The 26,146-nt window shown below is 61.7% G+C and carries 24 protein-coding genes, 1 other RNA gene and 1 pseudogene; 12 read left to right on the plus strand and 14 right to left on the minus strand.

What is annotated here, in order from left to right; translation table 11 throughout:
- Positions 1 to 21: 21 nt before the first annotated feature.
- On the minus strand, positions 22 to 840 hold the full coding sequence (locus tag L1075_RS10800) for an endonuclease/exonuclease/phosphatase family protein (protein ID WP_075369720.1): 819 nt from the start codon (positions 838 to 840) through the stop codon (positions 22 to 24).
- A complete protein-coding gene (locus L1075_RS10805; protein ID WP_246894391.1) occupies positions 833 to 1,465 on the minus strand; it encodes a thiol:disulfide interchange protein DsbA/DsbL in 633 nt (210 codons plus the stop codon). The genes L1075_RS10800 and L1075_RS10805 overlap by 8 nt, the downstream gene beginning before the upstream one ends.
- Positions 1,466 to 1,747: 282 nt before the next feature.
- Here L1075_RS10805 and yihA point away from each other — a divergent pair, with 282 nt between their 5' ends.
- Positions 1,748 to 2,371, plus strand: a complete 624-nt coding sequence (gene yihA / locus L1075_RS10810; RefSeq protein WP_246894392.1) for a ribosome biogenesis GTP-binding protein YihA/YsxC — start codon at positions 1,748 to 1,750, stop codon at positions 2,369 to 2,371.
- A 13-nt stretch (positions 2,372 to 2,384) separates the two neighbouring features.
- Here yihA and L1075_RS10815 read toward each other — a convergent pair whose 3' ends face one another.
- The 7 genes and pseudogenes from L1075_RS10815 to argH all read right to left on the minus strand — a co-directional run bounded on the left by L1075_RS10815 (position 2,385) and on the right by argH (position 8,509).
- A complete protein-coding gene (locus tag L1075_RS10815) occupies positions 2,385 to 3,110 on the minus strand; it encodes an HAD family hydrolase (RefSeq protein WP_246894393.1) in 726 nt (241 codons plus the stop codon).
- Positions 3,111 to 3,135: 25 nt separating this feature from the next.
- Positions 3,136 to 4,032 carry a tyrosine recombinase XerC gene (locus L1075_RS10820; protein WP_040240008.1) on the minus strand — a complete coding sequence of 299 codons (897 nt, stop codon included), beginning with the start codon at positions 4,030 to 4,032 and terminating at the stop codon, positions 3,136 to 3,138.
- The gene (locus L1075_RS10825; protein WP_040240006.1) at positions 4,016 to 4,735 is read right to left on the minus strand and encodes a DUF484 family protein; all 720 of its coding nucleotides are present in this window, start codon (positions 4,733 to 4,735) and stop codon (positions 4,016 to 4,018) included. Before L1075_RS10825 ends, L1075_RS10820 begins: the two co-directional genes overlap by 17 nt.
- Before the next feature lie 75 nt (positions 4,736 to 4,810).
- Positions 4,811 to 5,644, minus strand: coding sequence for a diaminopimelate epimerase (gene dapF, locus L1075_RS10830; RefSeq protein ID WP_246894395.1), 834 nt, complete (start codon positions 5,642 to 5,644; stop codon positions 4,811 to 4,813).
- The gene (lysA, locus tag L1075_RS10835) at positions 5,644 to 6,900 is read right to left on the minus strand and encodes a diaminopimelate decarboxylase (protein WP_040240003.1); all 1,257 of its coding nucleotides are present in this window, start codon (positions 6,898 to 6,900) and stop codon (positions 5,644 to 5,646) included. The genes dapF and lysA overlap by 1 nt, the downstream gene beginning before the upstream one ends.
- Positions 6,901 to 6,995: 95 nt before the next feature.
- Positions 6,996 to 7,091 (minus strand): annotated as a pseudogene (gene lptM / locus L1075_RS10840) (LPS translocon maturation chaperone LptM); the annotation flags it as partial.
- A 14-nt stretch (positions 7,092 to 7,105) separates the two neighbouring features.
- Positions 7,106 to 8,509 (minus strand): argininosuccinate lyase, encoded by a 1,404-nt coding sequence (argH, locus tag L1075_RS10845; protein WP_040239996.1) that lies wholly within the window; start codon positions 8,507 to 8,509, stop codon positions 7,106 to 7,108.
- Between the two features lie 182 nt (positions 8,510 to 8,691).
- On the opposite strand from argH, the gene hemC reads away from it, so the two are divergent.
- The 5 genes from hemC (at position 8,692) to L1075_RS10870 (ending at position 14,830) form a co-directional block, all read left to right on the plus strand.
- Positions 8,692 to 9,636: a hydroxymethylbilane synthase gene (gene hemC / locus L1075_RS10850; RefSeq protein WP_040239994.1), complete on the plus strand. Its 945-nt coding sequence runs from the start codon at positions 8,692 to 8,694 to the stop codon at positions 9,634 to 9,636.
- Complete coding sequence (locus L1075_RS10855; protein WP_246941814.1) at positions 9,633 to 10,388, plus strand: uroporphyrinogen-III synthase; 756 nt, start codon at positions 9,633 to 9,635, stop codon at positions 10,386 to 10,388. The genes hemC and L1075_RS10855 overlap by 4 nt, the downstream gene beginning before the upstream one ends.
- Before the next feature lie 45 nt (positions 10,389 to 10,433).
- Positions 10,434 to 12,044, plus strand: a complete 1,611-nt coding sequence (locus L1075_RS10860) for a uroporphyrinogen-III C-methyltransferase (protein WP_040239988.1) — start codon at positions 10,434 to 10,436, stop codon at positions 12,042 to 12,044.
- Positions 12,041 to 13,270, plus strand: a complete 1,230-nt coding sequence (locus L1075_RS10865) for a heme biosynthesis HemY N-terminal domain-containing protein (RefSeq protein WP_040239985.1) — start codon at positions 12,041 to 12,043, stop codon at positions 13,268 to 13,270. The genes L1075_RS10860 and L1075_RS10865 overlap by 4 nt, the downstream gene beginning before the upstream one ends.
- 198 nt (positions 13,271 to 13,468) lie before the next feature.
- A complete protein-coding gene (locus tag L1075_RS10870; protein WP_040239983.1) occupies positions 13,469 to 14,830 on the plus strand; it encodes an NCS2 family permease in 1,362 nt (453 codons plus the stop codon).
- Between the two features lie 85 nt (positions 14,831 to 14,915).
- Here L1075_RS10870 and ybiO read toward each other — a convergent pair whose 3' ends face one another.
- A complete protein-coding gene (ybiO, locus tag L1075_RS10875; protein WP_040239982.1) occupies positions 14,916 to 17,309 on the minus strand; it encodes a mechanosensitive channel protein in 2,394 nt (797 codons plus the stop codon).
- A 350-nt stretch (positions 17,310 to 17,659) separates the two neighbouring features.
- Here ybiO and L1075_RS10880 point away from each other — a divergent pair, with 350 nt between their 5' ends.
- Complete coding sequence (locus L1075_RS10880) at positions 17,660 to 18,520, plus strand: glycine betaine ABC transporter substrate-binding protein (protein ID WP_040239979.1); 861 nt, start codon at positions 17,660 to 17,662, stop codon at positions 18,518 to 18,520.
- A gap of 79 nt (positions 18,521 to 18,599) precedes the next feature.
- On the opposite strand, the gene ssrA is transcribed toward L1075_RS10880, so the two are convergent.
- Positions 18,600 to 18,978, minus strand: a transfer-messenger RNA (tmRNA) gene (ssrA, locus tag L1075_RS10885).
- Positions 18,979 to 19,089: 111 nt separating this feature from the next.
- The gene (gene smpB, locus L1075_RS10890; RefSeq protein ID WP_040239969.1) at positions 19,090 to 19,563 is read right to left on the minus strand and encodes an SsrA-binding protein SmpB; all 474 of its coding nucleotides are present in this window, start codon (positions 19,561 to 19,563) and stop codon (positions 19,090 to 19,092) included.
- Between the two features lie 130 nt (positions 19,564 to 19,693).
- Between smpB and L1075_RS10895 the strand changes: the two genes are divergently transcribed.
- Positions 19,694 to 20,134 (plus strand): type II toxin-antitoxin system RatA family toxin, encoded by a 441-nt coding sequence (locus tag L1075_RS10895; RefSeq protein ID WP_097021344.1) that lies wholly within the window; start codon positions 19,694 to 19,696, stop codon positions 20,132 to 20,134.
- Positions 20,121 to 20,438, plus strand: coding sequence for an RnfH family protein (locus tag L1075_RS10900; protein WP_246941816.1), 318 nt, complete (start codon positions 20,121 to 20,123; stop codon positions 20,436 to 20,438). The genes L1075_RS10895 and L1075_RS10900 overlap by 14 nt, the downstream gene beginning before the upstream one ends.
- A gap of 6 nt (positions 20,439 to 20,444) precedes the next feature.
- Here L1075_RS10900 and L1075_RS10905 read toward each other — a convergent pair whose 3' ends face one another.
- Entirely contained in the window at positions 20,445 to 20,876 is a 432-nt protein-coding gene (locus L1075_RS10905) for an outer membrane protein assembly factor BamE (RefSeq protein ID WP_075369703.1), read from the minus strand.
- A gap of 78 nt (positions 20,877 to 20,954) precedes the next feature.
- Between L1075_RS10905 and fur the strand changes: the two genes are divergently transcribed.
- Positions 20,955 to 21,407: a ferric iron uptake transcriptional regulator gene (fur, locus tag L1075_RS10910; protein ID WP_040239960.1), complete on the plus strand. Its 453-nt coding sequence runs from the start codon at positions 20,955 to 20,957 to the stop codon at positions 21,405 to 21,407.
- A gap of 99 nt (positions 21,408 to 21,506) precedes the next feature.
- On the opposite strand, the gene recN is transcribed toward fur, so the two are convergent.
- Positions 21,507 to 23,180 carry a DNA repair protein RecN gene (gene recN / locus L1075_RS10915; RefSeq protein ID WP_246941819.1) on the minus strand — a complete coding sequence of 558 codons (1,674 nt, stop codon included), beginning with the start codon at positions 23,178 to 23,180 and terminating at the stop codon, positions 21,507 to 21,509.
- A gap of 185 nt (positions 23,181 to 23,365) precedes the next feature.
- On the opposite strand from recN, the gene grpE reads away from it, so the two are divergent.
- Positions 23,366 to 23,998, plus strand: a complete 633-nt coding sequence (gene grpE, locus L1075_RS10920; protein ID WP_246894401.1) for a nucleotide exchange factor GrpE — start codon at positions 23,366 to 23,368, stop codon at positions 23,996 to 23,998.
- A 130-nt stretch (positions 23,999 to 24,128) separates the two neighbouring features.
- Positions 24,129 to 26,063 carry a molecular chaperone DnaK gene (gene dnaK / locus L1075_RS10925; protein WP_040239953.1) on the plus strand — a complete coding sequence of 645 codons (1,935 nt, stop codon included), beginning with the start codon at positions 24,129 to 24,131 and terminating at the stop codon, positions 26,061 to 26,063.
- Positions 26,064 to 26,146: the final 83 nt, after the last annotated feature.

Below are 26,146 nucleotides of genomic sequence, written 5' to 3' on the forward strand. Positions count from 1 at the left end.
TACCGGCATGGTGCCAGTCGCTCATGAGGCGGCATGGTCGTCGGGCATGCTGCGCAGGCAGGCGGTGGGCAGTTGAATGTCCACTGCCACTGGCAGGTGGTCGGAAAACAACCGGTCGAGTACCTCGAAGCGTTCGGCGTGCAAGGCGTCGGAGATCAGAATATGGTCGAGCGCGCGACGCGGCTGCCAGGCGGGATACGACAACGGCATCACCACCGGGTGCAGCGGCAGCGCATGGCAGAAGCGCTGGTGGGCGTTGATCTGGTCCGGCGTGCAGTTGAGGTCGCCCATCACAACCACGTGGCGTAGCGGTTGAATAAGCTCGCTCAAGTAGTCGAGTTGCCGGGTACGCGCGCGATGTCCCAGAGCCAGGTGCGCCACGACCAGGTGCAAGGCATCGGGACCGTCGCCGAAGCGCGCGTGAATGGCGCCGCGCCCCGGTAACGTGCCGGGCAAGCGATACTCGTCTATTTGACGCGGCGTCAGGCGCGACAGCAGGCCGTTGCTGTGCTGGGCGACACGCCCCAGGTTGCGGTTGAGCTGCTGGTAGTAGTGAGGAAACTCGGCCCGCATGGCGAGATACTCGACCTGATTGACGTGCCCCGAGCGGAAACTGCCCCCATCGACCTCCTGAAGGCCGACGATATCGTAGTCGCGTAGTGTATCGCCGATCAGATCGAGGCGTCCCTGACGCTTGGGGTGCGGCAACAGGTGCTGCCAACTGCGCGTCAGGTAGTGATGGTAGGCCGAGGTATGAATACCGACCTGCAGATTGCAGGTCAGCAGGCGTAGCGAGCGGGGCGCCTGGGAAGCAGGCGCCGCGGCGGTAGCATTACTCATTGCGTTCGCTGCGTACCTTGTCGATCAGGGCATCGGCGATCTTGGGCATATTCTCCAGCGAGCCGGCGCTGCTGGGCGTGATCACGTAATGACCGTCGACGATCAGGGCAGGGACCCCCATGATCTTGTAGCTACGCATCTTGGCGTTGGCGCGATTGATCTGACTTTTCACGCCGAAGGACTCGAGGGCATCGAGCGCGTCGTCCTTGCTGACGCCGTAGTGAGTGAAGAACTCGGCGATGTCGTCCGGCTCGGTGAGACGCTGGCCTTTCTCATGGATGGCATCGAAGAAATCACTGTGCATTTCCTTCTGGATGCCCAACTCCTTGGCGGCGTAGAAGGCGCGCGCATGCTTGGTCCACGTATCGCCCATGGTGGCCGGAATGCGCTGAAAGGCAACGTCGTCGGGTAACTCGTCGACCCAGGCATTGAGCGGCTCTTCGAGGGCGTAGCAATGCGGGCAGCCGTACCAGAACACCTCGTTGACCTCGATCTTGCCATCCGGTACTTCGGTCTTCACCGGCTCGTCGAGCACCTTGTAATCCTCTCCCGCGACCGGGCCGGCGGCCATGACCAGCGTTGACATACCCAGGCCGGCGGCCAGTACTAACAACGACTTCAACATGCATCTCTCCTTGCCTTGCATAAACAGCAGAAAACAGACGGTGAACGGTCATCGCTCACCATGATGAACGTTTGAACCGCACCGGCAACCAGGGTTCCCGAACGGTCAATGTGAACTCATGCTTTAGTGATACCACTCCAAGCATCGATATGGAAAGGGCGCACGGGCTATCGACGGCGGCTTTGCTCGCATGCGCGGTGCCCACGCAATGATACACTGTGGCGCAAACGTCCTTCATGGATCATTCGCCGCTCATGGGCGGCAGTTCAGTCGAGAACCAACATGCAAGATGGCAAGATCAACTACCAGTCCGCGCGTTTTTTGATCAGTGCGCCGCGCTTGGCCTTGTGTCCCCCGGACACAGGCGCGGAAGTGGCGTTCGCCGGGCGCTCCAATGCCGGCAAGTCCAGCGCGATCAATACGCTGACAAGGCAGAAGTCACTGGCGCGTACCTCCAAGACGCCGGGGCGCACGCAACTGATCAACTTTTTCACCCTCGCGAACGACGAGACGTACCGGTTGGTGGATCTGCCCGGTTACGGCTTCGCCAAGGTGCCGGATCAGGTCAAGCTGGAGTGGCAGCGTCACTTGAGCGAGTACCTGTACGAACGTGAGGCACTGAGGGGTTTGATGTTGGTCATGGACGTACGGCATCCGCTGAGCGAGTTCGATCAGATGATGCTGGGCTGGGCCGATGAGAAAGCGATGCCCGTGCACATCCTGTTGACCAAGGCCGACAAGCTCAAGCCCGGGGCGGCCAAGTCATCGCTTCTGGCGGTGCGGCGTCAGCTCGCCGAATGGGAAGACTTGGTCAGCGTGCAGCTGTTCTCTGCGCTCAAGCGACAAGGCGTCGACGAGGCCTGCGCGCGCATGGATGCCTGGCTATGTGAGCCAGATACCGTGTGATGCGAAAGGTTGATTAAAACGCCCGGCTATCGAGCAGCGCGGGGAGCTCACGAACGTGGGTCAGTCTATGTACGCCGGGTAGCAGTTCGCACGGACCTTCGTTCTTGGCGTCGATCCAGGCTACCTGCATACCCAGGCGCTGTGCTGGTAGCACATCCTCGCGCCAGGAATCGCCGACATGAAGAGCCCGCGACGGTTGGGCGCCGAGCCTTGCCAGCGCCGCGAGGAAGGCACGCGGGTCGGGCTTGGGGGCATGCAATTCGCCTGCGGCGATCATGACGCTGAAATGGTCGGCCAGGTCCAGGCGATTGAGATCGGCGTTGCCGTTGGTGATCGCGGCGATCCGATAGCGCCGGCGCAGCGTGTCGAGCATGGCCACTACCTCGGGATAGGGCGTGAGGTCATGGCGCAGGTCGAGGAAATGCGCGATGGCGTGCGCCGCCCATAGACGCGCCTGAAGGCGTGGCAGGCCATAGGCTTCTACCATCTCGAATAACGCGCGTTCGCGAATCCAGGTGAAGTCGCCGCGTTTGAGCGGAAAGCGCCGCGCCACGTCGGCGCGGCGCTGTTGATATGCACTCAAAGGGTAGTGAGCCATGAATGTGCTGCCGACGCCTGGCGAGGCGGCGGCGAGTGCGTCGCTGAGCCATTGATAATGGCTGGCTTCGGCACGCTCGAGGACTGGGCGGTTGTTCCACAGCGTGTCGTCAAGATCGAAGGTCAGCGCGGTTATCGCCATCGAGTCGTCTCCAGGGCTGTATGCCTCAACCTTCATCGGGTGTGTCGCGTCGCCGGGCGCGCGGGTGTGCATGATCATAGGCGTCGGCGAGATGCTGCCAGTCGAGGCGTGTGTAGACCTGCGTGGTGGATAGATTGGCATGGCCCAGCAACTCCTGGACGGCTCGCAGGTCCTGGCTCGATTCGAGCAGGTGGCTGGCGAAGGAGTGGCGCAGCCGATGCGGGTGCAGGTGTTCGGGCAGGCCGCGCTCGCGGGCAAGATGCACGAGGCGTTTCTGCACCGCGCGATGCCCGAGTCGTACGCCGCGTTGACCGACGAACAGCGCGCGTTCTTCCGCGTCGGCTAGTTGGCCACGGACCTTGAACCATGCGGTCAGCGCTGCCTGGGCACGGCTGCCAAGGGGCATTTGGCGCGGCTTGCTACCCTTGCCCACCACTCGCACACGCCGCGTCTCTAGATCCGTGATGTCCAGCGCCGTCAACTCCGCTAGACGCAGCCCGCAGGAATAGAACAGCTCCAGCATGGCTTGATCGCGCACGCCGAGCGGGGTGTCGTCGTGCGGGGTATCCAGAAAGCGCGATAACTGATCGACATCCACCGGACGTGGCAGGTGCTGAGGCTGACGCGGTGTCTGGGTCAAGGCCACGGGATTGTGAGCGAGCACGCCGCTGTGCACCAGATGATCGGCGAAGCGCGATAGTGCGGCGCGGCGCCTGGCGAGACTGCGCGGGGCTAGACCGCGGGTGCGCTCGGCGCCCAAGAAACGACGCACCAGGGCAACATCCAGCGTGGACCAGTCGTCGATGTCATGTGCCTCGAGGAAATGCGCTAGTGCGGCCAAGTCGCGCCGATAGGCATCCAGTGTTGCGGGGCTGGCATGCCCCGCCAGCCCGCGCAGGAATTCTTCAATCGCGGCGTGCATGCTCGGTATCCAGCCGGATCAGCAAGCGCGCGACGATTTCGCCGAGGTAATCGGTGAACAGGGTGTCGAGCGTGGCACGAAAGTGCTCGCTCTCCTGGCTGGCGAGCAGCAGATAACCGAGCGGCTCGCCCATGGTCAAGCGCGTCACAGCGCATGAACCGCTGCTCTCGGGTGGCTCGGAATGGGGCAGGAGCTTACGCCACGCGTCTCGCGAGAGCTGGGTGCAGCGGCTGTTGTGGCCGTCGAGAAGCTCCTCCAGTGTCGCGCGCGCGGCGTCATCGAGACGCAACTGGGGTGGCTGTACGGCGCGGCCATCAAGAGGTGAGTCCAGCCACAACGCGACCGCCTGGGTGCGAAAGCGCTCGCTGAGTTGGGTCGATAGGGCTTCACCCAGCGCGTCGACGTTTTCCGCCTCGAGCAACGCCAGGATCAGCGAGCGCGTGCGCTGGTATTGCGCCTCGTTGTGGCGCGCCGTCTCCAACAGATGTTCGAGGCGCCATTCGGCGGTCTCGGCGCGCTCGCGCAGGTCGTGCACGAGACGTTCGAGCAGCGAGATCGCGCCCTGGGTCTGGGGATGCGGCACTTTTAGCTGTTGAAGCAGTCCCTCTCGACCGACGAAGAAGTCGGGGTGACGGGCCAGCCAATGCGCGACACGCTCGGGGTCGAGCGTAGTGCGCGGCTCGGGCGCCTGGGCTTGGGACATGCGTATGTTCTCCTGTGTTTCCGTCTTGCGTGCCGTGTCGTTGTTTGCAGGTTCTCCGGGCACTCGGCAGTGCTGCTAAGGTAGCGCGATACGCCCCTCGAAGACGCTGGTGGCGGGGCCGATCATTACCATGGGAGCATCCTCGGCGGGCCATTCCAAGGTTAGCGTACCACCGGGTAGGTGAACATCGACGGGACTCTCGAACAACCCGCGCCGGATGCCGTTGGCTACCGCCGCGCAGGCGCCGGTGCCACAGGCCAACGTTTCGCCGCTGCCGCGTTCGAAGACCCGCAGGCGTGCTTCGTGAGGCGAGACTATCTGCAAGAAGCCTACATTGACGCGCCGGGGGAAGCGCACGTGGCGCTCGATGAGCGGGCCCAAACGTGCCACTGGCGCGGTATCGACATCGTCGACCACGAGGACAGCGTGAGGGTTGCCCATCGAAACGACGCCGATCTCCCAGCGTGCGTCGTCGACCTCCAGGGTATGCGTGGGCGCATCGGCCGGGGCATCGAAGGGCACGGCTTCGGGCGCGAAACGCGGCACGCCCATATTTACGCGGACCCGCTCGTCTTCCTCGACGCGAAGGGTCAAAGGCCCGGCCTGGGTTTCGACGCGAATCTCGCGCTTGTGGGTCAGGCGCGCTTCGCGCACGAAACGCGCAAAGCAGCGGGCGCCGTTACCGCAATTTTCCACCTCGTGGCCATCGGCGTTGAAGATGCGGTAGCGGAAATCCATCTCGGGGTCGCGCGGTGGTTCGACCAGCAGCAACTGATCGAAACCGATGCCGAGATGACGGTCGGCCAACTGCCGGATGCGCTCGGTGTCGAGCCGCGCCCGCTGGGTGACCAAATCGACCACCATGAAGTCGTTGCCGAGCCCGTGCATCTTGGTGAAATGCAGCAGCATCAGGAGGTCTCCGCCAGGCGATGCTCGCCAGCCCACAAGGCGGCGAGCGTCTCGCGTTCGCGCACGATTTGCGCGCTATCGCCGTCGACCATGATCTCGGCGGGACGCGGCCGGCTATTGTAGTTGGAGGCCATCACGAAGCCGTAGGCCCCCGCCGAGCGTACCGCCAGCAGGTCGCCTGGCGCGATGGCCAGTTCGCGCGCCTTACCCAGGAAGTCGCCGGTTTCACAGACTGGGCCGACCACATCGTAGAGTGCCGTCTCGCGCGGCGCTCGGGTATCGACCGGGACGATGCGCTGCCATGCCTGATACAGCGCGGGGCGAATCAGGTCGTTCATGCCGGCGTCGACGATGGCGAAATGCTGGGTCTCGCCGGGCTTCAGGTATTCGACTCGGGTGAGCATGATCCCGGCGTTGGCGGCGATCGAGCGGCCCGGTTCGAAGAGCAGTGTCAGGTTGCGGCCATCGAGGCGCTCGAGCAGGGCCCGGGCGTAATCGTAGGGTGCGGGCGGTTGCTCGTCTTGATAGGGCACGCCAAGGCCGCCACCCAGGTCGAGATGCTCGATGGTAATGCCCGACTCGTGCAGGCGGTCGAGCAGCACCAGCAGGCGGTCCAGGGCGTCGAGGAAGGGCGCTAGCTCAGTGAGCTGCGAACCGATGTGGCAATCCAGACCGACGACCTCGAGATTGGGCAGTTCGGCGGCCCGCTGATAGACCTCGAAGGCGTCATCGACGGCGATACCGAACTTGTTGGCCTTGAGGCCGGTGGAAATGTAGGGATGCGTCCGGGCGTCGACGTCGGGATTGACGCGCAGCGAGACGCGCGCCACCCGGCTGCATTCGCCCGCCACCTGGTTCAGGCGCTCGAGTTCCGGCAGCGATTCCACGTTGAAGCACTTGATGCCCACTTCCAGCGCGCGGGCCATTTCACCGGCCTGCTTGGCGACGCCGGAAAACACCACCTTGGCGGGGTCGCCGCCGGCGGCCAGCACGCGCTCGAGCTCGCCTTGGGAGACGATATCGAACCCCGCGCCGAGGCGCGCCAACAGGTCGAGCACGGCGAGGTTGGCATTGGCCTTCACCGCGTAGCAGATCAGGTGCGGATGCTCGCCCAGTGCATCACTGTAGGCCTTGAAGTGGCGCGTGAAGGTCGCCCGCGAATACACGTAGCACGGCGTGCCGAAGCGCTCGGCGATGTCGGCCAGCGGCACGTCTTCAGCGTAGAGTTGTCCGTCGCGGTAGTTGAAATGATCCATCGTCAGTCTGCGTCGCTGTCGGATTGGGAAGAGGCGTCGCGTGCGGCGTTTTCGTCCTGGTCGGCGTCGTCTTCATAGGCGTCCGCCGGATCGTACTGCTCGCTGGCCTGTTCGTCATCGGGCATGTAAAGCGGCCCCTTTTGGCCGCAACCGGCGAGCGTGAACACAGCTATGCCGAGAATGGCCAGCATGGGAAGTAAGCGCATCATGCCTCCTGTTGCAGCGTAGCGAGCGCGTCGCGGGCGCGTTGGGCAGCGGCGCGGACCTGATCCGGCGCGGTGCCGCCGATGTGATTGCGCGCTGCCACCGAACCTTCCAGCGTCAGTACTTCGAAGACGTCGGCCTGGATGGCGTCGGAGAACTGGCGCAACTCGTCGAGGGACATCTCTGAAAGGTCCTTCTGCTCGCGCAGGCCCAGCGCCACGGCTTGGCCGACGATTTCGTGGGCATCGCGAAAGGCCACACCGGCGCGCACGAGGTAGTCCGCTAGATCGGTGGCGGTGGAGAAGCCCTTGCGCGCGGCCTCGAACATGTTGTCCGTCTTGGCCTCGATGGCCGGCACCATGTCGGCGAACGCCTTGAGACAGCCCTGCACGGTGTCGAGGGTGTCGAAAAGCGGTTCCTTGTCTTCCTGATTATCCTTGTTGTACGCCAACGGCTGCGACTTCATCAGCGTCAAAAGCCCCATCAGGTGGCCATAGACGCGGCCGGTCTTGCCGCGTACCAGCTCTGGTACGTCGGGGTTCTTCTTCTGTGGCATGATCGACGAGCCGGTACAGAAGCGATCGGGCAGATCGATGAAGTCGAACTGGGCGCTGGTCCACAGCACCAATTCTTCGCTCATGCGTGACAGGTGCATCAGCAGGGTGCTGGCGAAGGCACCGAACTCGATGGCGAAGTCACGATCGCTGACCGCGTCGAGGCTGTTCTCGGCGGGGCGCTCGAAGCCCAGCAGCTCGGCGGTGACGTGACGATCGATGGGGTAGGTGGTGCCGGCCAGCGCGGCGGCTCCCAGCGGCATTACGTTGACGCGCTTACGGCAGTCCAGCAGGCGTTCGTGGTCGCGGGTGAGCATTTCCTGCCAGGCCAGCAGGTGGTGGCCGAAAGTCACCGGCTGGGCGGTCTGCAGGTGCGTGAAGCCGGGCATGACGGTGTCGGCTTCGCGCGTGGCCAGCTCGATTAGCCCCTCGCGTAGGCGGGCGATCTCGGCCGCAACGACATCGATCTCGTCGCGCAGATAAAGCCGGATATCGGTGGCGATCTGGTCGTTGCGCGAGCGCCCGGTATGCAGCTTTTTGCCGGTGATGCCGATTTTCTCGGTCAGCCGGGCCTCGATGTTCATATGCACGTCTTCGAGTTCCACCGACCAAGGAAACTGCTCGGCCTCGATTTCCCGCTCGACTTCGCCGAGGCCTTGCACGATGGCCTCGCGCTCATCAGAGGTGAGCACGCCAACGCGTTCGAGCATGGTGGCATGCGCGATCGAGCCGCGAATGTCGTGATGATAGAGGCGCCGGTCGAAGTCTACCGATGCCGTGAAGCGCGCGACGAAGGCGTCGGTGGGCTCGCTGAAGCGTCCGCCCCAGGATTGGTTGGTCGTATTGCTCATCGGGCGTGGCGTCCTGCTTGGTCGAGATGGTGATGCCCTGAGTGTACCAGAGTCGGCGCCGCTGGCGAGGTGGGACAGGGCACGGGAACGCTGGGGGCGGGATTTTTCCTCGACCGGGGACTGCTTTATGATGATAGTCATACCCGCCGCCGAATCGGTGTGCGCCCATTTAGGAGAGTTCAATGCCCGCCATGCAGACACTGCGCATCGCCACCCGTCAGAGCCGCCTTGCGTTATGGCAGGCCGAGCATGTCAAGGCTCGTCTGATGGCGCTACATCCTGGACTCGAGGTGGAGCTGGTCGCCCTGACGACGCGCGGCGACAAGATTCTCGACTCGCCGCTGTCCAAGGTCGGCGGCAAGGGGCTGTTCGTCAAAGAATTGGAGGAGGCGCTGCTGGATGGGCGTGCCGATATCGCCGTGCACTCGATGAAGGATGTGCCGATGCACTTCCCCGAGGGATTGGGGTTATCGGTGATTCTGGAGAGCGGCGCACCCACGGATGCCTTTGTCTCTAACGATTACGCGACTCTGGACGCCTTGCCCGAGGGCGTGCGTGTGGGTACGTCGAGCCTGCGTCGGGGGTTGCAGGTCAAGGAGGCACGTCCCGATCTGGAGGTGCTCAACCTGCGTGGCAACGTGCAGACTCGCCTGGGCAAGCTGGACGGCGGCGAGTTCGAGGCGATCATTCTGGCGACCTCGGGGCTCGAACGTCTCGAGCTTGGTCACCGGATCACTCAGGAGCTACCGCCGGAGGTCAGCCTGCCAGCCTGCGGCCAGGGCGCACTGGGCATCGAATGTCGCTATGACGATGAAACGCTGCTCGAGATCCTGGCGCCGCTCGATCATTCGCAGACGGCCACCCGGGTGCGCGCCGAACGCGCCATGAACACGCGCTTGGACGGCGGTTGCCAGGTGCCCATCGGTGGCTACGCTGTGCTCGAGGATGATGATCGCACAATATGGCTACGGGCGCTGGTCGGTGATCCGGATGGCTCGCATGTGTTGCGCGCCGAAGGGCGTGGCTCGGCTTCCGAGCCCGAGGCCTTGGGCGTGCGTATCGCCGAGTCGCTGCTCGAGCAGGGGGCCGGTGAGATTCTCGCGGATATATACGGCCAAGGTGAATGAGCGTCGCGTCACGCATTCTGGTGACGCGCCCCGGCGAGGGCGGCGAACGGCTGGCCAAGGCCTTGTCGGAGGCGGGGTTCGCGCCTGCCCACCCGGCGTTGATGCACTTGCAGCCGCTCGACATCGACGAGGTCAAGCGCACTCCCCTGCTGGATGTCGATCAGTATGATGTGGTGGTCGTGACCAGCCCTTTCGCTGCCGAGTGCCTGGTCGAATGGCTCGACCGCTATTGGCCGCAATTGCCGCAGGGGCCGCGCTTCTATGCGCTGGGGGTGGCGACGGCGGCGATGCTGTACCGTGGTCTAGACATCAAGGCGAGTGTGCCCGATCCCGGCCGGGGCACGACCAGCGAGGCGCTGTTGGCGATGCGCTCGCTGGCGCGGCTCGACGGCCAGCGGGTGCTGGTTGTGGGCGGAATGGGGGGGCGCCAACTGCTCGCGCAGACGTTCGAGACGCGTGGCGCACGAACCACCAAGCTGGCACTCTATCGGCGCGTTTATACGGCGCCGGACACGACCGCTGCCGGTTGGCTCGCCACGGGCGATTTCACGGCCATGACCGTGACCAGTGGCGAATTGCTCGAGCATCTGGTTATCTGGTGCGGACAGGCGGCGTTGAACAAACCGCTAATCGTTTCCAGTCAGCGTTTGGCTACACTGGCAGACACGGTGGGCTTCGCTTCGCTCCACGTAGCGCAGGGTGCAACCCCCGAGGCCTTGGTGACCGCCGTACAGGAAGTAGGCGACACGTGACGCGCCGACGTTGATCACGATGAGTTTGAAAAGGGCTAGCGACACATGAGCAAACGACAGGATCAGGATGACAAGAACACGCCCACCGATGCGTCGACGTCCGCCGATGAGACGCCTCAGTCGCCGTCCTCCTCCGAGACTCACCAGGCTGACACCGACGCCGGTAGCGAGGTAGCCGACGAGACGCGCGGTGCCTCGGACAAGGCGGCGGACGCCGCGTCGTCCAAGGCATCGACGACCGGCGCCGCGGCGCCCCAGACCTCCTCCGATGCGACGCCAACGTCGGATGAAAAGGCAGACGATGCGTCACGCAAGGCGAGCGAGACGACGTCCGGAGCCGGCGCATCAGCGTCCACTGCCAAACGTGGTGGCAAGTCCCAGCAGGGCACTAAGTCCCAGCAGGGCACCAAGTCCCAGCAAAAAGCGACGGACACTCCAGCCAAGGATACGGACAAGACCCGCACCAGCGGTACGCGCGCAGCGTCGGCTGGTGGCGCATCGGCGGGCACTACCGCGCATGACAAGACGGCCGCGCACGATAAGACGACGTCGAGTAAAGCTGGTGGCGCCGGCAACGGCACCTCGCCTCCCTCCACTCCGACTTCGCAAGGTGGCGGCGGTGGCAACGGGCGTGGCCTGGCCATCGTGGCGCTGATCATCGCCGTGATCGTTGCCATCGTCGTGGCGCTGGGGCTTGGGTATGGCTGGAAGCGCTTACAGGCGCAACAGGCCGAGCTGGCCAGTGCCGGCGAGGAGAACGCGCAGACCCTCGACACGCTGCGAGAACGTCTCGACCAGCGAGAGGAGGCGTTCGAATCGCTACAGGGCGATTTTCAGGACTATCGTCAAGACATCGACAAAAATCTCGACAAAGTACTCTCCGAGTTGGCTGACGAGCAGGAGGCCGACCCGCGCGAGTGGCTGCATGCCGAGGCCGAGTATCTGCTGCGCCTGGCCAACCAGCGCTTGCAACTCGAGCGCGACGTCAAGGGCGCCAAGGCGTTGCTCAAGGCCGCTGATGAGCGTTTGACCGATGCTGACAACCCGGCCTTGATTCCGGTGCGCCGGGCGATTCAGTCTGAGCTGGCGGCGCTGGATTCGGTGCCCACGGTGGATCGCACCGGGTTGTATCTGGCATTGATGGCGCAGCAGGAGCAACTGGCGGATCTGCCGCTCAAGCAGGATGTGGAAGAGATGGCTGCGCAGAACGACGACGATTCCTCACTCGAGGGCGGTTGGCAACAACAGCTCTCTCGCCTGGGCGGTGAGCTCAAGGATCTCGTCGTCATACGCCGTCACGATGAAGCGTTGGAGGCCTTGGTGACGCCCGAGCAGGAGTCCTACCTGCGCCAGAACGTGCGCCTCTTGCTCGAGCAGGCTCAATTGGCCCTGCTCAAGACCGAGCCCAAGCTCTACCAGGCCAGCCTCGACAAGGCGATCACGCTGATTGAGCGCTACTACGATACCGAGCGCGATGCGGTGAAAACCTCCCTCGAGCGCCTCGAGTCATTGCGTGACAAGACCATCCGGCCAGAGCTGCCGGATATCAGCGAATCGCAGCAGACGCTCAAGGACTTCATCGAGAAGCGTTTCCAGAATGGCAACGATGACGGTGGTGGCGAGCAACGTCAGAGCGATGAAGGAGACAGCGAATGAGAAAGCTGATTCTTCTCATCGTCGTGGGGCTGGCCGTCGGCGCGCTATTCGGCCAGTTGATGCAGTCAATGCCCGGTTACTGGCTGGTACGCGTGGGGGATACCTCGATCCAGACCTCGTTCTGGCTGGGCCTGGTGATATTGCTGGCGGTATTTCTTGCCCTGCATTTCCTGCTGCGCGTTCTCCACCGTCTGCGCCGTCCGGTGAGCCGGCTCAAGGTCTGGAATAGCCGTACGCGCAATCGCAATGCCATGAAGCGTACCGTGAGAGGCTTGGTGGCACTCGCCGAAGGCCGTTGGAAGCGTGCCGAGAAGGATCTGGTCAAGGCGGCGGACGATTCCAGTACACCGTTAGTCAATTACCTGTCCGCAGCGCTGGCGGCGCATTACCAGGGGCGCTTCGAGCATGCCGATACGCTACTCAAGCGTGCCCATCACAGCACCGAGGGAGCCGATAATGCGGTGGGCATGGTGCAAGCGCAGCTGATGCTCGATCGACAGCAGTTCGAGGAGGCGCTGGCGACGCTGACGCGCCTCGAAAAGCAACTGCCCAATCATCCGCAGGTGCTCAAGCTGCTGCGTCAGGCTTATCTCAGCGTCAACGACTGGGAAGGGCTGCGTCATTTGCTGCCCAAGCTCGACAAGCAACAGCTGATCACCGATGAAGAGCGCCGTGAGCTGGAGCAGCGAGCCTATCGCGAGTTGATCCTTCAAGCGGTTCAGCGCCAGCCCAATGCCGATGCCAACCGCGTGCGTAATCTGTGGGCCGATATGCCCGACTATCTGCGCAGCGATGTCGAGCTGGTTGTCTTGTATACCGAGGCGCTGGTCAAGGATGGCGAAGAAGCAATGGCCGAGCGCTTGCTGCGTCATTCTCTCAAGGAGCACTGGGATACGCGTCTGGTGCTGCGTTATGGCTTGCTCAACGTGGATGCCGGGCGTCAGTTAGCGTATGCCGAGAAATGGCTGCAGGAGCGTCCCAACGACCCCGATTTACTGCTGAGCCTGGGGCGTTTATCGTTGCGCAACGCTTATTGGGGCAAGGCGCAGGAATACTTCGAAGCCAGCCAGCGCCAGCGTTCCAGTGGGGTGGTATGTGCTGAGCTGGCGCGTCTCTATGCCAACCTGGGCGAACATCAGAAGAGTCAGCTCTTCTATCGCCAGAGCGTGGAGCTGCTCGATCGCTCGTTACCGGCGTTACCGCAGCCTAGCGAACGCACACGCTAGCCAACGTTTTTTGCTCTCCTGGGCGCCCGCGGGCGCCCTTTTTTATCGTCCGTCATGAAGGGCGAGTCGCGGCCTGCAGGTGCCTTATCGGGGTGGCCTGTGGGCCGTTGGTGTTTCTATGCTCTTGTCCAATTGGTCAAGATGTGGTTAACGTTAGAGCTTCCTTCATGACAACAATGATACACATAGGAAAACATCATGGCGCAGACTCCCCACCGACGTGCCGCCACGTCATCGACGACGCAGCAGGACAGTGCCCTGGAGCGTTACTTCGGCATCAGCCGTTATGGCTCGACCCTGCGAACGGAATTACTTGCTGGCCTGGCGACCTTCCTGGCGGCGATGTACATCATCGTGGTCAATCCCTCGATCTTGAGTGATGCGGGCATTCCTTTCTCGGCGGGGCTCTCGGCGACCGTTCTGATCAGCTTCCTTAGCAGCTTGGCGATGGGGTTGTACGCGCGTAACCCTATTCTCGTCGCGCCCGGCATGGGGATGAACGCGCTGTTCGCCTATACCCTGGTGCAGGGGGCGGGACTGCCTTGGCAAGTGGCGCTGGGCTGCGTGTTCTGGTCGGGGGTGCTGTTTGCGCTGCTGGCATTCTTCAACGTGCGCAAGGCGATCGTCGAGGCGATTCCCGATTCGCTGCGCTATGGCATCACCTGTGGTATTGGGTTATTCATTACCTTCATCGGCTTCAAGAACGCCGGCTTCGTCGTTGATGACCCTGCTACGCTGATAGCGCTAGGGGGGCTGGACCCAGCGTTGATTACCTTCATTGCCGGGATGCTGTTGACCGCGATTCTGGTCACGTTGCGCGTCAACGGCGCGCTGGTGCTGGGGATTGTCATCACTACGCTGGTGGCGATACCCATGGGGCGACTCTGGGGTTCGGATGTCGTCGTGGCATGGAGCGGCCTTGCCGCGTGGCCGGATTTCAGCGTCATGTGGCAGGTGGATCTGTGGGGCGCGCTCAAGGTCGCTTACTGGCCGTTCATCTTCGTGATGCTGTTCACCAACTTCTTCGATGCGTTGTCGTGCTTCCTGGCGCTCTCGGAAGCCGCCGATCTCAAGGACGCCGACGGGCAGCCGCGTAATCTCAAGCGCTCGATGACCGTGGATGCCTTTGCCTCGATGATCGCTGCGCCGCTGGGGACCAGTGCCGCGCAGACGTTCATCGAGTCCGGAGTGGGCGTTGCCCAGGGCGGGCGCACGGGAATCGTTGGGATCGTCTGTGGGCTGCTGTTCCTTCCATTCCTGTTCCTGTCACCGTTGCTGTCGCTGGTGCCGGCGATCGCCACTGCGCCGGCATTGGTCATGGTCGGCGTGTTCATGCTAGCCCCGGTAGGACGTATCGAGTGGCAGAAAATGGATCAGGCTTTTCCGGCGTTTTTGGCGATCATCGTCATGCCGCTGACGTACTCGATCACGCTGGGTATCGCCTTCGCGTTCTTGAGCTTCGTGGCGATCAAGCTTTGTACGGGGCGTCTGGTCGAGATCAAGCCTGCCATGTGGGTGACGGCGATACTCTGCGCGATCATGCTGGTGACGATGCAGTGAGATAGCGTGGTCTGATCGCTAGGCCGTCGACGAAAAAGGGCCGCCCCGGATGGGGCGGCCCTTTTTCGTCGAGGTTGAGGAAAGGTCAGCTACTCTCATCCGGATCGGGATCATTGTCACGGTCCGGCTGAGAATGCCGCTGGGAGGTCGCTTCGGACGTCTTCGTTGCCTCAGGTGTAATGTCTCGGGCCTTGGGCTGACCGGCAGGGCTGCCGTCGATATTGAAGGCCTGCTGCATGAGGCGCAGGTTGGCGGGTGGTGCGTTGCCATCCTTTTCCTGCCCGAAGTAAAGCGTGGTGTGCGGGAACGGAATCTCGATGCCGGCAGCGTCGAAGTACATCTTGACCAAGCGGTTGTAGGCACGACCCACGGCCCACTGGTCGCCCGGCGTGGTCTTGATGATCACGCGGATGTTGACCGAGCTGTCGGCCAGTGCGGTGACGCCGGCCACGCTGAGCGGTTCAAGCAGCTTGTAGCCGTGCTCGCTTTCCTTGAGAGCGTCGAAGGCGGCTTGCAATTGCTCGATGGCATCGTCGATGCTCTCGCGGTAGGCGATACCGTATTCGCCGACGTGGTTACCGAATTCGCGCATGTAGTTGGAGACGGTATCCACCGAGGAGAACGGCACGATGTGGTAGGTGCCCGAGAGATCGCGAATACCCACCGAGCGGATGCCGACGCGTTCGGCCGTCCCGGTGGTGCCGCCGACGGTGACGACATCGCCGGTGTTCATGGCGTTTTCCAACTGAATGAAGACCCCGGTGATAACGTCCTGTACCAGCTTCTGCGAGCCGAAACCGATGGCGAGGCCGAGAACCCCGGCACCGGCGATCAACGGGCCGATGTTGATGCCGATTTCCGCCAATATGATCATCGCCGTCATGGTGATCAAGGCGATCGCCAGGGCGTTGCGGAACAGGGACAACAGTGTCTTGGCGCGGGCTGAAGGTTCACCGGCACCTGCATCCGCATTCAAGCGATGCTCGATCAGGCTAGCGAGGCCGATCCAGGCGGCGATGGCCACCAGCAGGATGATGATCACATTCAGCGTGGTGCCCACGACATGTATGCCGGCCTCGGAGGCATACCAGGCCGCGAGGTCGAAGACATGCCAAGCGCTGAGCACGAACATCGCCACGACGATCAAGATGATCGCGCGAATCACCTTGAGGGTGGTCGGCACGTAGGCGTTGAGACGCGTTTCAAGCAAGGGGAGGCGACGCTGGAGATCCCCGGAGAGGCGAATGCGGCGGCCGATAAGCTGGGTGAGTACGCCCGAGACCAACATGCCGATGCCGATGATGATGACGGTCTTGAGCGTAGCCATCAGCACGAAGGGCAGCGCCGTCTGCGGATGCAGCACGGTGACGGCGAAGACCACCAAAGCATAGGCCAAGGCCAGCATGTGCCAGGTGCGGCCCAGCAGACGCAGCGCGAAACGCGTAGCGCTCATGTCGGCATTATCGGCGCGTTGCATCAGGGCGTCGCGCAGCGGCATGCGGTGTTTGAGGATCACCGTCGCGGCGTAGATCAGCGCGAGCAGCATGATCAGCGTGCCGAGCCCCTGGCCGAGCGCAGGTGACAGGTTGTAATTGATGATGGGCACAGCGACCAGCATGCCATAACCGATGAAGCCGGCCAGGCGTGCGAGGAAGCGATTGCAGGATGAGGCCTGTGGCGAGGCGATAGGCATCAGGCGCAGGCCATCGTAATGCGATGAGAACAGCATGCGCAGCGCGGCCTTGAACAGCTCGATCATCAAGAAGGCGTTCAGGAATAGCGAGAAACGCGTTTCCATGCTGCCTGCCACACCGATGGCAAAGGTCGCCACCAGGTTGCCAACGACATAGGCCAGTATGACGACGACGACATCCACGATGGCGGCAAGTACGACGGCGATGACGGTGCGTAGCAAGGCGCTTTTTTCAGTGGGCTGCGACGACCATTGGCTGAGCCTGCGGAACAGTGGCGACGCGATACGTCGCAGCACGAACAACGCAACGAAGGCCCCGATGACCACCAGCGCGAGGTTGAGCGCGGCGATTAGGAATACGCCGGTATCGAAGCCTGGCCCGCTGGCGCTTGCATCGCTACTGCTGAACAAGCCGACTAGAGCCGTGCCTAGGCTCTTGAACTGACCGCCCAGATTGCCCGCGATATGACTGGTGGCATCGGCCAGGCGACGAGGAAAAGAGACCTCCGCCGCCGTCTGGTTGCTGGGCGCGCCGTCGGCGATCTCTTCGGGAGAGGATGCGCCTTCGACATTCAGGGCGTTTTCTTGGGCTGCCTGGGCACGCAGTTGGTCGATGATCGTCTGGCGGGTCTGCTCGTTTTCGAGCATGTCGGCCAGGCTCGAATAGGCCGGAGTGTCGCCGTCCGTGGGTGTCGCGTCCTGTTGAGCCAGGGCCGGCGCCATCACGAAAAGCAGACACAGCAACAACCAACGGCTGAGCCACGTATCGAGGCGTAGAGTCGGCACGCGGTAACCTCCTTGTACGGAATGAACTGAGTGGCATGCAGCCACATCGTTTATGATGAATTTGCCTAGCAATACTAACACTAGGTGGCTCATTGCCGAGCGTCGAGCGATGGACGCAGCCGTTTCGGCGGCTAGGCGTCACGAAAGGAATATGAGCCACCGCTAGCATGATGATAACGGCTTCATGCTTTTTTGTACCATACTTGTACGAATCCGTACTGCCTGACACTTTAGCAATACATGGTCAGCATCGGCTTGTTGACGTTGCCTCATGCAGGGAGGTGCCTCGATTTGCATCGAGTATCTCTTCTCGGCATGCTTAAGTCACACTTCCAATAAAGGCATTTCCCATGACTCAGTCATCGATGCGTCTCGCCGGTCTGGCCTTGATTGCCGGTGCTGGCTTGGCGGCCACTACTGCGCAGGCTCAAGATAAGGGCACCGTTAATCTATCCTACGTCGAGTGGTCTTCTACGGTCGCCTCCACCAACGTAATGCGGGCTGTACTCGAACAAGCCGGTTACGAGGTTAAGATGTCCTCGCTGTCCGCCGCCGCCATGTGGCAGTCCGTGGCTACTGGCGACACCGATGCTTTTCTGGCCGGATGGCTTCCGACCACGCATGAGGATTACTACGCCAAACTTAAGGATCAACTGGTCGATACGGGCGTCAACCTGGACGGCACCAAGCTGGGTCTGGTGGTTCCGGCCTATAGCGAGGTCGATTCGATTGCGGACCTCAATGAGCATGCCGATGACTTCGACAACAAGCTCACCGGTATCGACCCGGGCGCCGGGATCATGCGCCTCACCGACAAGGTCGTTGAGGAATACGATCTTGACCTGAACCTGCAAAGCGGAAGCGGCGCCACGATGACCGCAGCACTGAAAAGCGCCATCGCTAACGATGAAGATATCGCTGTGACCGGTTGGACGCCGCACTGGATGTTCGCGCGCTGGGATCTCAAGTACCTGGACGATCCCAAAAATGTCTATGGTGGCGCCGAGCAGATTCATACCATCGTTCGCCAGGGACTCAAGGAAGACATGCCCGAGGCCTATGCCATCCTGGATGCCTTCGAGTGGACCGCCGAAGACATGGGCGAAGTCATGCTGATGAATCAAGAGGAAGACTCCGACCCCTACGAAAATGCCAAACAGTGGGTCGAGGAACATCAGGACATGGTTCAAGAGTGGCTGCCAGAGTCGTAAGTCACTCCGGCTAAGCTCAGGGGCACTCGGCCCCGTTAACGAAAAAAGCCAACCCCGTGGGGTTGGCTTTTTCGGTGTTTGGTGGAGGCGGGGGGAATTGAACCCCCGTCCGCCGGCACTCACCCATCGGCTCTACATGCTTAGGTCCGTCTTTTAATTTAGCGCCTCTGGCTCCGACGGGCAGGATCCAGCGACGCGATTCCTCTAAGTTTTAGCGGCTGACGCGAGGACAAAGCCAGCCGCGATCCCATCAATCTGAGCTCGTATCCCATCGGTGATGAATGGGCACATCACCTCCGGGCCGGACTAGAAGCTAGCAGTTGTTACGCTGCCAGCGCGCCCTGAGCGTAGTTGTCGTCGTTTGCGACTATTGGTCGTAACGTTTGATTTACGAGATACGTTACGCTCTCGGCATGCACCTCAGGGATTGTCACCGGCGTCGAAGCCATGTCGCCCCCGTAAGCGTTTCTACAGTCTAACAGGTTGGGACGCCCCGAGGCTAGTTCAACCCCGTCGCCACGGCTTTTCGTGGACAGAGGCGTCTTTTTCTCGGTGCGCCCTTGTCGCGTTCAGTGGGCGCGCATGATACGGGCCTTTTCGCGATTCCAGTCGCGGGCCTTTTCGGTGGCGCGCTTGTCGTGCATCTTCTTGCCGCGTACTAGCGCGAGCTCGCATTTGACGAGATTCTTCTTCCAGTACAATTTCAGCGGCACGCATGTATGCCCCTTGTCCTGGGTACGCGAGAAGATCCTGGCGATCTCCTTGCGGTGCAGTAGCAGCTTGCGCGTACGCGACGGATCCGCCACGACATGCGTGCTCGCGGTGTCGAGCGGCGTGATATGACTGCCTAGCAGCCACGCTTCGCCATTCTTGATCAGGATGTAAGTATCGGTGAGCTGCGCCTTGCCGGCGCGCATGCTCTTGATTTCCCATCCGGCCAGCGACAGGCCAGCCTCGAAGGTCTCGTCGATATGGTATTCGAAGCGAGCCTTCTTGTTTTGCGCGATGGTACTTGAGCCGATATTGCCCTTTTTCTTGGCCATGGAACCTCTACATTACGATGCGCCGAATCCGCTAGCCCCATGACATGGGGGAAGGCGTGATATCATTCAAGGCCTTGATGTTAACCTTCCATCATACGCGCAAGGCGCAACAAAGTCAGCGGAGTGGTGAATGCCTACGGTCAATCGGTCTGCCTTGGTGAGACATTCATGCGAGGCGATGTTCGGTCTGGTCAACGATTTCGAGAGTTACCCTGAGTTCTTGCCGGGGTGTCGTCGTGCACGGGTCATTGAGCACGAAGAGGGGCGCTATCTGATAGGTGAGATGACTCTGGGTAAAGGGAGCGTGGAGCAGACGTTGGCCACGCGTAATGACCTTTATCCCTATGAGCGCATCGAGCTGTCGTTGGCCGAGGGGCCTTTCAAGCGTCTCAACGGTCGCTGGCTGTTCACGCCGATGGGCGAGTCGGCCTGTCGGGTGAGCCTGGAAATGGAGTTCGAATTTTCCAACCGCCTGTTGGGAATGGCGTTTGGCAAGCTGTTTCAGCAAGTGGCTGGCCAATTGGTCGACGCGTTTACGCGTCGCGCGGATGCGCTTTATGGCCGCCAGTGACATCGAACAAACGCATATCAACGTTGAGGTCGCCTTTGCGGAGCCTCATCGTCAGCATGTCATCGCGCTCACGGTGCCTTCTGGGACGTCGGCGCGCGAAGCGGTCTCGATGGCTGATTTGTCTACCCTGTTTCCCGAGCGTGGGACCGACTTCTTCAGTCACGCACCACTAGGCATCTATGGGCAGGCATTGCGCGAGCCGGCCCGACATACGCTAGTGGAAGGAGATCGCGTCGAAGTCTACCGCCCATTGGAAGTCGACCCCAAGCAAGCGCGCTTGGCGCGGGCTCGGGGCGGCGACTAAGCACGCTTACTCTTCTGGAGCGTAACTGGGGCCCGCTGCGGGAGCGCTATCGCCTGGTCCGGAGCCTTCCACGGCCGGTCCGGGGCCGCTCTGAGTCGAGAGTTCGACATCGTCCTCAATGTCGCCCTCACGCTCGATGTCGGCCAGCTTGTCGTTCTGGAAGGTCAGCGTCACGCGCTTCTCTTCCACATCGTCATAGGCTTCGTCGAGATAGAAGACGTAGTCCCAGCGATTTTCGTCGAACGGGCCTTGCAGCAAGGGGCTGCCCATTACATAGCGCACCTGCTCCTTGGTCATGCCAGTCTCGAGTTGCGAGACCATGTCCTGGGTGATGAGATTGCCCTGCGCCAAGTCGCGTTTGTAAACGCCGACGTAGCTGCACCCGCTGACGAGCGTCAGGGCGACGGAAAAGGTGACTGTTTTAATCAAGTTTTGCATTTGCGCCTATCATTCACTATCGTTGCCTGGATTGATCATACCTGACCTACCACGATACTGCGAAGAGCAACCGCAACCATGGCCGATCAGAACCATGAACTGCGCAAGGCGGGGCTAAAAGTCACCTTGCCGCGTGTCAAGATCCTGCAAATTCTCGAAAGTACGCAGGACCAACACCATCTGAGCGCCGAAGATGTCTACAAAGCTCTGCTCGACGCAGGTGACGATGTCGGTCTGGCGACTGTGTATCGTGTCTTGACCCAGTTCGAGACGGCGGGGCTGGTGATTCGTCACAATTTCGATGGCGGGCATGCCGTGTTCGAATTGTCGCAGGAAGAGCACCATGATCATATGGTGTGCCTGGAAAGCGGCGAGATCATCGAGTTCTTCGACGACACCATCGAGCGGCGTCAACGCGAGATCGCCGAGGAGCACGGCTTCGAGCTCGTCGATCATGCCCTGGTGTTGTACGTACGCCCCAAGGGTTCTAGCGTGACGCGTCAAGAAGGCTCGGGGCCTGGCAAGAAGTAGTCTGAGCAGTTAGCGTACACCGACGACGAAACCGGCCCTCATGGCCGGTTTCGTCGTTTCGTACCTCACCGTTGAAGGTGGCTATAGCGCCAGGTTAGCTCAATGCTGGGCGTGCTGGCTGGCGTCGAGCATTTCGCGAGCGTGTGCCAGTGTACGGTCGGATAGTTTGACGCCGCCTAGCATGCGCGCCAGTTCTCGTACGCGCCCGGCATCGTCGAGCAGCGCCATGTGCGTCAGGGTCGTATCGTGTTCGGCACGCTTTTCGATATGCAGATGATGATGCGCCTGAGCTGCGACTTGCGGCAGATGCGTCACGGTCAAGATCTGCCCTTGGGCACCGAGGCGCCTCAGTAGTTGGCCGACGATTTCCGCGATGGCGCCGGAAACGCCGACATCGACTTCGTCGAAGACCATGCTGGGGACGCTGCTATGCTGTGCGGCAACGACCTGGATCGCCAGGCTGATGCGCGACAGTTCGCCGCCCGAGGCAACTTTGCTCAGTGGGCGTGACGGCTGACCGGGATTGGCGCTGATCATGAAGCGAACCTGATCGAGCCCTTCAGCCTGGGGCGTCTCGCGCGGTGTAATGGCAACCTCGAAGGTCGCTTTGCCCAAGCCCAGGAAGGCCAATTGCGCCTGAACGGCTTCGCCGAAGTCGCGCGCTGCCTCAAGACGTGCCTCGCCGATCGCTCGTGCCTGCTGCCTGTAGGTGTCGCGAGCCTGTTCTACTTCCTCGGCGAGTGCTTCCAAGTCATGTTCACCACCTTCGAGACTCGCCAGTTCGTCGCTCAGGCGCTGATGCAGGTCGCGAAGTTCTTCAGGCATGACGTGATGCTTACGTGCGATGCGATGCACTTCGCCGAGACGGGCCTCGACCTCCATCAGTCGTTGAGGATCGAGCTCGGTGGTGTCGACGAAGCGATGTAGTTCGCGTGCCGCTTCCTCGATCTGGATCTGAGCCTCGCTCAGCATGGCCAGGGCGTCTGCCAGTTGGCGTTGGGTCTGTTCAGGGGCGTTTCCCAAGCGAGCGTTGGCGTGATGCAGCAATGAAAGTGCGCCGTGTTCGTCCTGATCGCAACAGTCGGCGGCGAACTGGGCATCCCCCAAGACCTCCTCGAGGTTGGCCAGTTGGGTCTGCTCGTCCTCTAGCGTCTCGAGTTCGCCTTCGGCGAGTGCCAGTTGATCCAGCTCCTCGACCTGGTAACGCAGTAGCTGACGCCGTGCCTGAACTTCATCGCCACTTTCTTGCAAATCGCGCAATCGCCGTCGGCGTGCGCGCCAGTGATGAAAGTGCTCGCCGAGAGTCGCCACGGCCTCGGTCTGGCCGGCATAGGTGTCGAGCAGACGCAGGTGCGTTTCTTCGCGCAAGAGCGCTTGATGGGCGTGTTGGCTGTGGACCTCGATGAGGTGCTCGCCAAGTGCTCTCAGATCGCTCACCGTGACTGGCTGACCGTTGATCCAGGCCTTGGAACGCCCCGAGGCGGTGACGACGCGCCGCAGCAAGCACTCGTCTTGCGGTAGTTCCCGCTCGGTGAGCCAGGCACGGGCGTCGGCGAGCTGGGTGATATCGAAGCGCGCACTGATATCCGCACGTTCGCAGCCGTGGCGTACGCTGCCCACGTCGGCGCGCTCTCCCAGGCATAACCCCAAAGCGCCAAGCATGATCGATTTGCCGGCGCCGGTCTCACCGGTGACGGCCGTCATACCGTCGTGCAGGTCCAGATCGAGGCGTTCGACGATGGCGTAGTCGCGAATGGCTAGCTGTATCAGCATGAAAACCTCCGGGCGTCGGAAACGAAGCTGATCTCTGTGTGTTTATACAGTAGTTGGGTGAGGGCTTCAATTGCCAGTCGTCTCAAGCGATATGGGTGGCTTGAGATCGTTCATCGCATCCCCATATAGGAGGCAATCGCTTATTAGATGCGGCTTCGGGCCGCGCCAGCTGTCAGGAGAAACTCATGGCCAAAGACCCGCAGACCCCGACCGAGGAAGAGTTGGCTCGCGCTGAGCGCGATGCTGAACCCCAGCCGGACGACACCACCGGAGACGATGCCGAACTCGAAGGCGTCGTCGAGGATGTCGAGGCCAGCGAGGCCGATGCCGAGGCGCTCGAAAACCCGGAAGCCGACGCGCTGGCTGTGCGTGTCGAAGAACTGGAGCAAGCCTTGACGGAGTCCAAGGATCAGGCGGCACGTGCCGCCGCCGAAGCGCAGAACGTGCGTCGCCGCGCTGAGCAAGATGTCGAAAAGGCACGCAAGTTCGCCTTGGAAAAATTCGTCAAGGAATTGCTGCCGGTCATCGACAGCCTGGAAAAGGCGCTGGAGTCGATGCAGGAAGGCGCTAGCGAGGTGCATCGCGAAGGGGTCTCGATGACTCTGAAGCTGCAGCTCGACGTGCTTAATAAGTTCGGCGTGGAAGCCGTCGATCCGCAAGGCGAGCCGTTCGACCCTCAGGTGCATGAAGCCATGACCATGGTGCCCAACTCCGAAGTTGAGCCCAACACCGTGATCGAGGTCATGCAAAAGGGTTATCTGTTGAATGGACGTCTGGTACGTCCGGCGATGGTAGTCGTCAGCCAAGCCGCCAATTGATGTGGCAGGGGAGGGATGTGACGCCGATGCCCTTGAAAGGCGTGGCCCCACCCCCCAAATAGACGAACAACGAGGCGGCAATGCCGCCGACGAAGACGAAACAGTCAAGCAACGATTTTGAGGTATTCCAATGGGACGCATCATCGGTATTGATTTGGGGACCACCAACTCCTGTGTTGCCATCCTTGACGGCGGCAACGCGAAGGTGATCGAAAACGCGGAAGGTGCACGCACCACGCCGTCCATCATCGCTTACACCGACGATGGTGAGACGCTGGTTGGCCAGGCAGCCAAGCGCCAGGCCGTCACCAACCCGAGCAACACGCTGTACGCGATCAAGCGCCTGATCGGCCGCAAGTTCAAGGACGACGTCGTCCAGAAAGACATCAAGATGGTGCCTTACACCATCGCTGAGGCCGATAACGGCGATGCTTGGGTCGAGGTCAAGGGCAGCAAGTTGGCACCGCCGCAGGTTAGTGCGGAAGTGCTGAAGAAGATGAAGAAGACCGCCGAAGACTATCTCGGTGAAGAAGTCACCGACGCGGTGATCACCGTGCCGGCTTACTTCAACGATAGCCAGCGTCAAGCTACCAAGGACGCGGGGCGCATCGCCGGTCTCGAAGTCAAGCGTATCATCAACGAGCCGACGGCGGCCGCGCTGGCCTATGGCATGGACAAGGCGCGTGGCGACAAGACCATCGCGGTCTATGACCTGGGCGGCGGTACCTTCGATATCTCCATCATCGAAGTGGCCGATGTCGATGGCGAGACCCAGTTCGAGGTGCTGGCCACCAATGGTGACACCTTCCTGGGCGGCGAAGATTTCGATCTCAAGCTGATCGACTATCTCGTGCAGCAGTTCAAGAGCGATTCCGGCATCGATCTGTCCGGCGACAGCCTTGCCATGCAGCGTCTGAAGGAAGCTGCCGAGAAGGCCAAGATCGAGCTCTCCTCGGCACAGCAGACCGAGGTCAACCTGCCGTACATCACGGCCGATAACACTGGGCCCAAGCACCTTAACGTCAAGGTCACGCGTGCCAAGCTCGAGTCGTTGGTCGAAGAGCTGGTGCAGAACTCGTTGGCGCCTTGCAAGACGGCGCTTAGTGACGCCGGTCTGTCCTCGTCCGAGATCGACGACGTGATCCTGGTGGGTGGCCAGACGCGCATGCCGCTGGTGCAGTCCAAGGTTGCCGACTTCTTCGGCAAGGACGCCCGCAAGGACGTCAACCCGGATGAAGCTGTGGCCGTTGGCGCGGCAATCCAGGGCGGCGTACTGGGCGGCGACGTCAAGGACGTGCTACTGCTCGACGTCACGCCGCTGACTCTGGGCATCGAAACGCTGGGTGGCGTCATGACGCCGCTGATCGAGAAGAACACCACGATCCCGACCAAGAAGACGCAGACCTTCTCGACGGCGGATGACAACCAGACTGCCGTGACCATTCACGTGCAGCAGGGTGAGCGCAAGCAGTCCAGCGGCAACAAGTCACTGGGTCGCTTCGATCTGGCCGACATTCCGCCGGCGCCGCGTGGCGTGCCGCAGATCGAAGTCGCATTCGATCTGGATGCCAACGGTATCCTCAACGTCTCCGCCAAGGACAAGGCTACCGGCAAGGAACAGTCCATCGTCATCAAGGCCTCTGGTGGTCTTTCCGACGAAGAGATCGATCAGATGGTCCAGGACGCCGAAGCGCATGAGGCCGAGGACAAGAAGTTCGAGGAACTGGTGCAGCTGCGTAACCAGGCCGATGGCATGGTCCATGCCGCGCGCAAGACCCTCGAAGAAGCCGGCGATAAGGTCGAGGCCAGCGAGAAAGAGCAGATCGAGACCGCGATCAGCGAACTTGAGGAAGCCACTAAGGGCGACGACCAGGAGCATATCCAGGCCAAGCTCGATGCGCTGACCGAAGCCTCCGGTAACCTGGCGCAGAAGATGTACGCCGAACAAGGCGATGCGAGCGCCGAGGGCGGTGAGCAGCAAGCCGACGATGGCGCCCAGAAGAAAGAAGACGACGTGGTTGACGCCGAGTACGAGGAAGTCAACGACGACCAGAAAAAGCAGTAACCACGACGTCTGATGCTCGCATGACGGCAGCGCGGGGGATGCTCTCCCGCGTTGCTGTTTGCGCAGCGCCGACACGGAGGCGG

This window comes from Chromohalobacter beijerinckii (genome assembly GCF_023061185.1).
GTDB classification, from domain to species: domain Bacteria; phylum Pseudomonadota; class Gammaproteobacteria; order Pseudomonadales; family Halomonadaceae; genus Chromohalobacter; species Chromohalobacter beijerinckii.

Coding starts and splice junctions, on each gene's coding strand:
- L1075_RS10905 (WP_075369703.1), bottom strand. CDS start 20,876: ATGCAAAACTTGATTAAAACAGTCACCTTTTCCGTCGCCCTGACGCTC.
- L1075_RS10805 (WP_246894391.1), bottom strand. CDS start 1,465: ATGTTGAAGTCGTTGTTAGTACTGGCCGCCGGCCTGGGTATGTCAACG.
- argH (WP_040239996.1), bottom strand. CDS start 8,509: ATGAGCAATACGACCAACCAATCCTGGGGCGGACGCTTCAGCGAGCCC.
- grpE (WP_246894401.1), top strand. CDS start 23,366: ATGGCCAAAGACCCGCAGACCCCGACCGAGGAAGAGTTGGCTCGCGCT.
- L1075_RS10880 (WP_040239979.1), top strand. CDS start 17,660: ATGACTCAGTCATCGATGCGTCTCGCCGGTCTGGCCTTGATTGCCGGT.
- L1075_RS10800 (WP_075369720.1), bottom strand. CDS start 840: ATGAGTAATGCTACCGCCGCGGCGCCTGCTTCCCAGGCGCCCCGCTCG.
- L1075_RS10815 (WP_246894393.1), bottom strand. CDS start 3,110: ATGGCGATAACCGCGCTGACCTTCGATCTTGACGACACGCTGTGGAAC.
- dapF (WP_246894395.1), bottom strand. CDS start 5,644: ATGCTGCTGCATTTCACCAAGATGCACGGGCTCGGCAACGACTTCATG.
- L1075_RS10820 (WP_040240008.1), bottom strand. CDS start 4,032: ATGCACGCCGCGATTGAAGAATTCCTGCGCGGGCTGGCGGGGCATGCC.
- recN (WP_246941819.1), bottom strand. CDS start 23,180: ATGCTGATACAGCTAGCCATTCGCGACTACGCCATCGTCGAACGCCTC.
- fur (WP_040239960.1), top strand. CDS start 20,955: ATGGCCGATCAGAACCATGAACTGCGCAAGGCGGGGCTAAAAGTCACC.
- smpB (WP_040239969.1), bottom strand. CDS start 19,563: ATGGCCAAGAAAAAGGGCAATATCGGCTCAAGTACCATCGCGCAAAAC.
- lysA (WP_040240003.1), bottom strand. CDS start 6,900: ATGGATCATTTCAACTACCGCGACGGACAACTCTACGCTGAAGACGTG.
- dnaK (WP_040239953.1), top strand. CDS start 24,129: ATGGGACGCATCATCGGTATTGATTTGGGGACCACCAACTCCTGTGTT.
- L1075_RS10855 (WP_246941814.1), top strand. CDS start 9,633: ATGAGCGTCGCGTCACGCATTCTGGTGACGCGCCCCGGCGAGGGCGGC.
- hemC (WP_040239994.1), top strand. CDS start 8,692: ATGCCCGCCATGCAGACACTGCGCATCGCCACCCGTCAGAGCCGCCTT.
- L1075_RS10865 (WP_040239985.1), top strand. CDS start 12,041: ATGAGAAAGCTGATTCTTCTCATCGTCGTGGGGCTGGCCGTCGGCGCG.
- L1075_RS10895 (WP_097021344.1), top strand. CDS start 19,694: ATGCCTACGGTCAATCGGTCTGCCTTGGTGAGACATTCATGCGAGGCG.
- L1075_RS10860 (WP_040239988.1), top strand. CDS start 10,434: ATGAGCAAACGACAGGATCAGGATGACAAGAACACGCCCACCGATGCG.
- L1075_RS10900 (WP_246941816.1), top strand. CDS start 20,121: ATGGCCGCCAGTGACATCGAACAAACGCATATCAACGTTGAGGTCGCC.
- yihA (WP_246894392.1), top strand. CDS start 1,748: ATGCAAGATGGCAAGATCAACTACCAGTCCGCGCGTTTTTTGATCAGT.
- L1075_RS10825 (WP_040240006.1), bottom strand. CDS start 4,735: ATGTCCCAAGCCCAGGCGCCCGAGCCGCGCACTACGCTCGACCCCGAG.
- L1075_RS10870 (WP_040239983.1), top strand. CDS start 13,469: ATGGCGCAGACTCCCCACCGACGTGCCGCCACGTCATCGACGACGCAG.